Source organism: Paraburkholderia sp. CNPSo 3274, from assembly GCF_024206475.1.
GTDB lineage: Bacteria > Pseudomonadota > Gammaproteobacteria > Burkholderiales > Burkholderiaceae > Paraburkholderia.
This window is the reverse complement of record NZ_JAMBPR010000228.1, coordinates 1-943: the sequence shown is the minus strand read 5'-3', so window position 1 is coordinate 943 and position 943 is coordinate 1. Positions and strand designations below refer to the sequence as shown.

At 60.2% G+C, this 943-nt stretch carries 1 protein-coding gene; it reads right to left on the bottom strand.

Annotated features, from left to right (window positions below; genetic code table 11):
* On the bottom strand, positions 1 to 943 hold a 943-nt coding region (locus tag M3I54_RS44365), incomplete at both ends, for an amino acid adenylation domain-containing protein (protein WP_254346732.1).

Sequence of the window (943 nt, the reverse complement as noted above, 5' to 3'; positions counted from 1 at the left end):
GTTGCGACCGAGGAACACAAGATTGCCATCGGGCAGGTAGCGGGCCAGATCGCCGGTGCGATACATGCGGGCATCGGAGTGATGGGAGAAGGGATCGGGGAGGAAGCGTTCGGCGGTCAGTTCTGGGCGGTTCAGATAGCCACGAGCCACGCCTGCGCCGCCGATATACAGTTCACCCACTGCGCCTAGCGGCACCGGTTGACCGTGGCTGTCTAGCAGGTAAATCCGAGTGTTCGAGATCGGTCGGCCAATAGACGGATCCAACCCTGGTACCATCCGACGTGTAGTCGACCAGATAGTCGTCTCGGTTGGTCCGTACATGTTCCAGAGGACTTGCACATGATCGAACATGCGTGCAGCGAGTGATGCAGGCAGTGCTTCGCCGCCGCAAAGCAACGTGAAAGATGCGTTGGGCCAGCGGTGATTCAACAGCGCGCTCCAGTGTGCCGGCGTGGCTTGAACGAACGTAACGGCTTCCTGTTCGATCGGTGCGAGAAGGCGCTCGGGGTCAATTGCGACATCGCGCGAAGCAAGCATCAGCCGTGCGCCGGACAGCAATGGCAAATATAGCTCTAACGCTGCGATATCGAACGATACCGATGTGAGATTGAGCACAGTATCATCCGCAGCGATGCCGGGCTCCGACGCCATCGCGCTGCATAGGTTGACCAGTGATACGTGTTCGACCATCACCCCCTTTGGGGCACCGGTGGAGCCGGAGGTGTAGATCACATAAGCGAGATGGCGTGAGGTCAGGCCCGGTATCTGAGGATTGGTCTCGGGTTGTACAGGAGCGTCGTTGGGGTCGATCAGGGTGTAACCGGCCAACGCCTGGCCCAGTACCTCCTTGCCCGCCTGATCGCTCAGGACGATGGCGGGCTGGGCATCGGAGAGTATGTGAGCGAGTCGCTCTCCCGGATAGGCGGGGTCGAGCGGCACATAG